We start from the raw sequence: 5763 nt of genomic DNA, 5'->3' as shown, positions 1-5763 counted from the left end.
AGTTCATTGTACCATTATAAGCAATTTAGACATACTATTTATAGTAAATATTGTTATACAACGGCGCGGTAAACGCAAGCGACTTCTACTTACAACAAAAAACTTTTATCGTGTTTTAGATGTATTAATCAAATTTTATTTTCTTTGTAATATACATATAAAAATTTCAAGCTAATTAAATCCGGCCTATACTAACTAGCTTGAAATATATTGCTTAATAATACATAAGTTTAGATTATATGAAAAACACGAATACGACTCACAAAGTTATTTCAGAGGATCATCAGGACTGGAGGGCTTTTAATAATCAAGCCCACAATGGAGTACTATTCACTAATTTTGCTTATAAAGGCACTGACGAAAAGATGCAAGAAGCGGCAAAAATGATCCCGCCTGGTTACGAAATGTTTCTTATGAGCGATAGAACAACAGAAACTAGCTGTAAAAGCAGAATTAATGAAAGAAATGACGAGTCATTTTAGAAAAAATAATTTTACTAAAGCCCTTGATCTTACTGTCAGACTAAAGTATCTTACTAATTTAGTCGGGAATATCAAGCTTAAGATTAAACATGCAAATAATCGAAATTAGAGAACCTGGGGAATTTGAAGTTTCTGAGGACACAGTTGTTGGCATAGATTTTGGAACAACTAATTCTCTGATTGCTATATCCAAAGACTATAATAGCCAGATAATAAAGATGAGTGACGGTTCTGAGTTAGTGCCGTCGGTTATTTGCGTTATGGAGGAAAAAATTGGCGTCAATAATTACGATGCTAAAAAATACATTCGTTCTATTAAAAGACTATTAGCAAAATCATCTGAAGAAATCAAAAATACACCGAACTTAATGACTCTTGCAAGCGACCTTGATTTAAGCGCTGCTGTGCCAAGAGTAAAAATAGGTAAGAATTACTTAAGCTTACCAGAAGTAGCTTCTGAAATTTTTAAATATTTAAAGTCAGAGGCTGAGCTTAGTCTTGATTGTAAACTGAAAAAAGCCGTTGTCTCTGTCCCAGCATATTTTGATGATAACGCGCGAGGGCAGGTATTATTTGCTGCTAGATTAGCTGGTCTAGAAGTAATAAGATTAATTTCAGAACCAACTGCTGCAGCCTACGCTTATGGTCTTAATCAGCAACAGGAAGGAGCGTATTTAGTATATGATTTAGGTGGCGGGACGTTCGACGTATCGATACTAAACATGCGTACAGGAGTTTTGCAAGTTGTAGCGACCGGTGGTGATAATATGCTTGGGGGCGATGATATAGATATATTGTTGGCTCATTACATGGCCAGCCAAATGGACATAGAAATTAATAGCGAAATTATCTTTCTTGCAAAAAAAGCTAAGGAAGACTTGTCGAGCAGAGATTCGATTGAAATTATTTATGAGGATAATAAACTTGCCATTTCTCGTAATGAGTTTGAAGAACTTGTATTACCAGTCGTTGAAAAGACTGTTAAGGTTGCTAAAGACACCTTGTATGATGCAGATAATATTGATTTAGATGGTATTATCTTGGTTGGTGGATCAACAAGGATGCCTTTAATTTCAGATTTGTTGACAAAGTCATTTAAGACAGAAATTTATTCTGATCAAGACCCCGATAAGATTGTGGCCCTTGGAGCTGCTTTGCAGGCGGAAAACTTGTCGGCTAAGCCAAAATCTTTGTTAATTGATGTGCTTTCATTATCAGTCGGATTAGAAGTTTATGGCGGTATAGCTGAAAAAATCATATTGCGTAACACACCTATACCGTTTTCTATTACGCAAGAATTTACTACTCATAGTGATAATCAGACTGGTATGCAATTCCATATTGTGCAGGGTGAGCGAGAAATGGCAAAAGATTGTAGGTCTCTTGCTCGGTTTGAATTAAATGGAATCCCTCTTGCTAAAGCGGGTAAAGGTAGAGTAGAGGTTGTTTTTGCTATAGATGCTGATGGTATTTTGTCTGTTACAGCGCGAGAAGCTATTACTGGGAAAATTCATGCTATTGAAGTAAAGCCAAGTTATGGTATGAGTGAAGAAGAAGTATTTCATGCATTGAAAATTGCATATGAGAACGTGGCCAAAGATCATAAAGAAAGATTATTGGTTGAAGCAAAAGAACGGGCATATAGTCTGATTACAGGGCTTGAAAAAGCTATAGAGGAAACACCATGGCTGCTTACTGAGAATGAAAAAATTAAGATAGATAAGGCAATAAGTTCTTTACAAAAGGCAGTTATTTTAGATAATCAGGAAGATATTTTGATAAAAATAGATGGCTTAAATAGTTTGGCTACAGTTTTTATCCAGAAGCATTTGGACAAAGGTGTGGACATGCATTTAAAAGGAATGCATATAAATGAAATTAAATAATACTTAATAAATATTTGGTATTTTAGTATGGCAATGGAAAAAATAAAAGTAATTTTTATAGAAGCTGGCAAGGAAAAAGAAGTTGAGGCTTTAGTAGGTCTGTCAATACTTGAAGTAGCCCATCAAAATGAGATAGATCTGGAAGGTGCCTGCGAAGGGTCTCTAGCTTGCGCTACTTGTCATGTTGTGCTGGAAGAGAAAATATACAACAAACTAGGAGAACTAGAAGAAGCTGAGGAAGATATGCTTGACTTGGCTTTTGGGCTTACTCATACTTCGAGGCTAGGTTGTCAGATTATTTTGACAAAAGAACTTGATGGTATGCGTATTATTCTTCCATCGGCAACTAGAAATATTAATCTATAATAGCTTGAAGTGATTCGAAAAATTCTCTTATTATGCATTCTTGTTACCGTAGCCTTATGGGTTATAGGAGCTCACATTATAAAGGGAAAGATTGTTGATAAAGCTAGTCAATACAGTTCAGATAATATCAAATTTCAGTTTGAGGATGCAAAGCTTTTTGGATTTCCTTTTGATTGGAAGATACGTCTAGTTTCTCCAAAACTTACTATTGTAAACCAAAACGGTCTTAAAGAGATTTCTGCTGAAGAAATAGTATTGAGTTTTGGTTATAGCTGCACTTCGTTGCAGATTAATTTGGGACGTAAAATTGTTTACAACGAATCGCATAACAGTATTCTGCAAACTCATACTATTACATCACCTCTTGATATAAATTGCGATATTGCCTTTAATAATTCGTTGTTTTTTGTAGACACAAAGAATAATTGGAAGGAAGAGTTAAAATCATTTAATTCTGTAGCGCCACAATTGTTAGGTTTTTTAGGCGAAAAGGAAGTATTTACTCTTGGGTCAGTTAAGCTATCATCTATTCAAGAAAAGAAGGATAATAATATTTTGAGAATTAAAGTCTCTGGAGATTATTCTTCGGCCGTGAATTATATGAAAATAAATAAAGCCCATCTTTTAATTGATCTAAGCTATCATGAAATTCTTGAAAATCAAACTGAGAAAGTAGATTTTGAACGTAAATTTGACTTATCAAATTTTTATTTAAAATTTGATAATGCCGCACTTGATGTTAAGGGGGTACTTAGGTTAAGTAGAAGTAGTTTGCCTAACGGTAAAGTTGATGTTGCTATATATCAATATCATGAGGTCGTAGACACTTTAATTCCAGAGGATTTTATTTTTTCAAAATCTTTCTTGAAGAAGATAATAAGCAAGGCGACTGCTAGTGAGTTAAATAAAGACGATATTGGAAATGCTAATTTTAAAATTGTTTTTTCTGATAAAGGGGTAACTGTAGGGAAATTGAATTTAATGGAATTACAGGCGGAGTAATTTTTAACATAAATTGGAGAACTAGTATGCGTACAGTTAAAGACGTTTTTGCCGATAGAACTTGTTACAAATACACTGATAAAGCCGTTAGTTTGGAATTGCTCCAAGAAATATATGATACTATGAAGCTCGGGCCTACTTCAGCTAACTCATGTCCCCTGAGAATTATTTTTATTGAAAGCCAAGATCAGAAAGAAAAGTTATTAAAATGCCTTATGGAAGGCAATGTAGAGAAAACTAAATCTGCTCCTGTTGTAGCAATATTTGCCTACGATACAAAATTTTATACAAAGATGGATAAAACTCATCCTATATCACCAGTCATGAAAAACTATTTTGCTTCTTCTGAGGCGATTGCGCTCGATACAGCTAATAGAAATTCAACATTACAAGCTGCATATTTTATGATAGTTGCTCGTAGTTTGGGTTTAGATTGCGGGCCAATGTCTGGCCTCGATGCTGGGGCTATTGAGAAAGAATTTTTATCCGGGACTGGTTTTAAAGTTAATTTCGTTTGTAACCTAGGCTATAGAGATGGGGATAATCCGTTTCCAAGGTTACCAAGGCTAGATTTTGCAGAAGTGTGTAAAATAGTATAATGCGAATTAAACTATGATGAAAGTTAATAAATCTCAGGCGACGTCAATCCGAGCCGCCCTGAAATATTGGAATACAAACGGCCTGATTGATGACAAAATGGCGTCATCGCTTGAAAATGATATTTATGTTATACCTTTTGATTGGAAGAAGTTAGCAAAATATTCGTTTTGGGTTGCTTTGATTTGTATTGTTATTTCTATTAGCTCTGTTTTAGCTGATAACGTTTTATTGAAGTTGTTAGAATCTATTTTCAATGCCTCGTATCTAGTCAAATGTATTAGTCTTACAATCTTGTCTGGTCTAATCTATTGGGCTGGTTATCAAAGACGACAAAAGAAGCCAGAAAGAGTTTATAGTAATGAAGCAATCCTATTTTTAGGTGTAATGACTACGGCTATGGCTGTTTACCAACTAGGAAGGACGTTTGATTCCGGAAGTGGTCACTTTTCTATTTTAATACTTATATCTTTTGTAATTTATGGAGTTCTGGGAGTCTGCTTAAAATCAAATTTAATTTGGCTTTTTTCTTTAATCTCTCTTGGTAGTTGGATGGGAGCTGAGACTGGCTATATATCTGGATGGGGAGCCTATTATTTAGGTATGAATTACCCTCTACGCTTTGTTCTTTTTGGCAGTATTTTAATTAGCTTAGCTCTAACCTTTGAAAACCACAAAAAATTTGGCTATTTTTTTCGTTCAACCCTTGCAGTAGGGTTGCTATACTTATTTATTTCAACTTGGATAATGTCTATATTTGGAAATTATGGAGATATAGGCTTGTGGTACGAAGTAAAGCAAATTGAGTTATTTCATTGGTCGCTTTTATTTGGTCTTGTATCTGGTGGAGCTATTTACCATGGTTTAAAATATGATAATGGGATGACTAAAGGTTTCGGTATTACCTTTTTATTTATTAATCTGTATACCAGGTTCTTTGAGTTCTTTTGGGATGCCACCCATAAAGCAATATTTTTTGGGATACTCGCAATAAGTTTTTGGTTACTTGGAAGTAAAGCTGAAAAAATTTGGCATCTTGGTGAAAAAAAGACTGTGTTATAGGTAACCTGAGTTATGGATAATGGTATAGAGTTGTATGATTTTATACTGGGACCCGCTACCACCGTCATCCTGAGTTTACTTCAGGATCTCATGATAGGAGAAGATACTGGGCCGAAGAGACATGCGAAACCTATTTAGCTCAGCATGACGGTAGATAAGAAGATACCGGATCAAGTCTTTGGAGAACTGTATTTCTTGCGGGGCGTGATTTAATGCTTAGTAAAATGCTTGGCCGAATGCGTGCAAAGTTTATCGTCTCTCCGTCAAAACTCTAAATTTTTGATATAATTTCAAGAATTTCAAAAATAAATCACCGCACATTCATTTTTTGAGCTATTTTTTTGCCAAGAAGGTAAAATTTTGGTGTT

General features: G+C 34.7%; 7 protein-coding genes. All 7 read left to right on the top strand.

Annotated elements, in window-relative coordinates:
- Positions 1 to 239: 239 nt before the first annotated feature.
- The 7 genes from Megvenef_RS06960 to Megvenef_RS06935 are packed head-to-tail and all read left to right on the top strand — an operon-like array spanning position 240 to position 5395.
- Complete coding sequence (locus tag Megvenef_RS06960) at positions 240 to 482, top strand: hypothetical protein (protein WP_322777246.1); 243 nt, start codon at positions 240 to 242, stop codon at positions 480 to 482.
- Positions 457 to 591, top strand: coding sequence for a hypothetical protein (locus tag Megvenef_RS09900; protein WP_410519769.1), 135 nt, complete (start codon positions 457 to 459; stop codon positions 589 to 591). Before Megvenef_RS06960 ends, Megvenef_RS09900 begins: the two co-directional genes overlap by 26 nt.
- The gene (locus Megvenef_RS06955; RefSeq protein ID WP_322777245.1) at positions 572 to 2368 is read left to right on the top strand and encodes an Hsp70 family protein; all 1797 of its coding nucleotides are present in this window, start codon (positions 572 to 574) and stop codon (positions 2366 to 2368) included. The genes Megvenef_RS09900 and Megvenef_RS06955 overlap by 20 nt, the downstream gene beginning before the upstream one ends.
- 33 nt (positions 2369 to 2401) lie before the next feature.
- Positions 2402 to 2734: a ferredoxin family 2Fe-2S iron-sulfur cluster binding protein gene (locus tag Megvenef_RS06950; RefSeq protein WP_322777247.1), complete on the top strand. Its 333-nt coding sequence runs from the start codon at positions 2402 to 2404 to the stop codon at positions 2732 to 2734.
- 9 nt (positions 2735 to 2743) lie between these two features.
- Positions 2744 to 3736, top strand: a complete 993-nt coding sequence (locus tag Megvenef_RS06945; protein WP_322777244.1) for a hypothetical protein — start codon at positions 2744 to 2746, stop codon at positions 3734 to 3736.
- A gap of 26 nt (positions 3737 to 3762) precedes the next feature.
- On the top strand, positions 3763 to 4335 hold the full coding sequence (locus Megvenef_RS06940) for a malonic semialdehyde reductase (RefSeq protein ID WP_322777243.1): 573 nt from the start codon (positions 3763 to 3765) through the stop codon (positions 4333 to 4335).
- Positions 4336 to 4348: 13 nt separating this feature from the next.
- Complete coding sequence (locus tag Megvenef_RS06935) at positions 4349 to 5395, top strand: hypothetical protein (RefSeq protein WP_322777242.1); 1047 nt, start codon at positions 4349 to 4351, stop codon at positions 5393 to 5395.
- The last annotated feature ends 368 nt before the right edge of the window (positions 5396 to 5763 follow it).

It is taken from the genome of Candidatus Megaera venefica (assembly GCF_034554655.1).
GTDB classification, from domain to species: domain Bacteria; phylum Pseudomonadota; class Alphaproteobacteria; order Rickettsiales; family Rickettsiaceae; genus Megaera_A; species Megaera_A venefica.
The sequence above is the reverse complement of the archived record's forward strand: the minus strand, read 5'-3'. Positions and strand labels throughout refer to the sequence as shown.